At 46.2% G+C, this 422-nt stretch carries 1 protein-coding gene; it reads right to left on the bottom strand.

What is annotated here, in order from left to right; translation table 11 throughout:
* Window positions 1–422, bottom strand: a 422-nt coding sequence (locus UF06_RS18865) for a 4Fe-4S dicluster domain-containing protein (protein ID WP_045571806.1), incomplete at both ends; no start/stop codon positions are given.

Raw genomic sequence — 422 nt, 5'->3', positions numbered from 1 at the left:
GGCTCGGCATAGAGCGCCAAGTTCTGTTCGATAGGAATGCGCTGGCTGGCAAGCTGCAAATGACACGGTTGGTCTTCTTCATGGAAAATATTGGATAAATAGACGGAAGAAAGACGGTCGAAACTCAACACGCCATCAGGCTTCGGATAGAGGATCTCATTGCTGCTTTCCGCCAGAATCAAAGACTGATGATCGGGATGTTCACAACGTACATTCCACTTTGCTTTGCCTTTTAACACGTTGTGTTCCAACATCGCTAAACCACCACCTAACCAAGATCCAAAACGGTGTATTCCGCTAGAGAAATTGCGTGCTTGATAAAGCTCTTCATATAGCCAGGACTGTTTGAAATGGCTTTGGTAGTCGGCAATAACCGATTGATTTGAAACCGCTTCAAAAACGGCTTCAGCGGCGAGTATTCC

Source organism: Vibrio sp. S234-5 (assembly GCF_000960595.1).
Lineage (GTDB): Bacteria > Pseudomonadota > Gammaproteobacteria > Enterobacterales > Vibrionaceae > Vibrio.
This window is presented reverse-complemented; position numbering and strand designations above follow the sequence as displayed.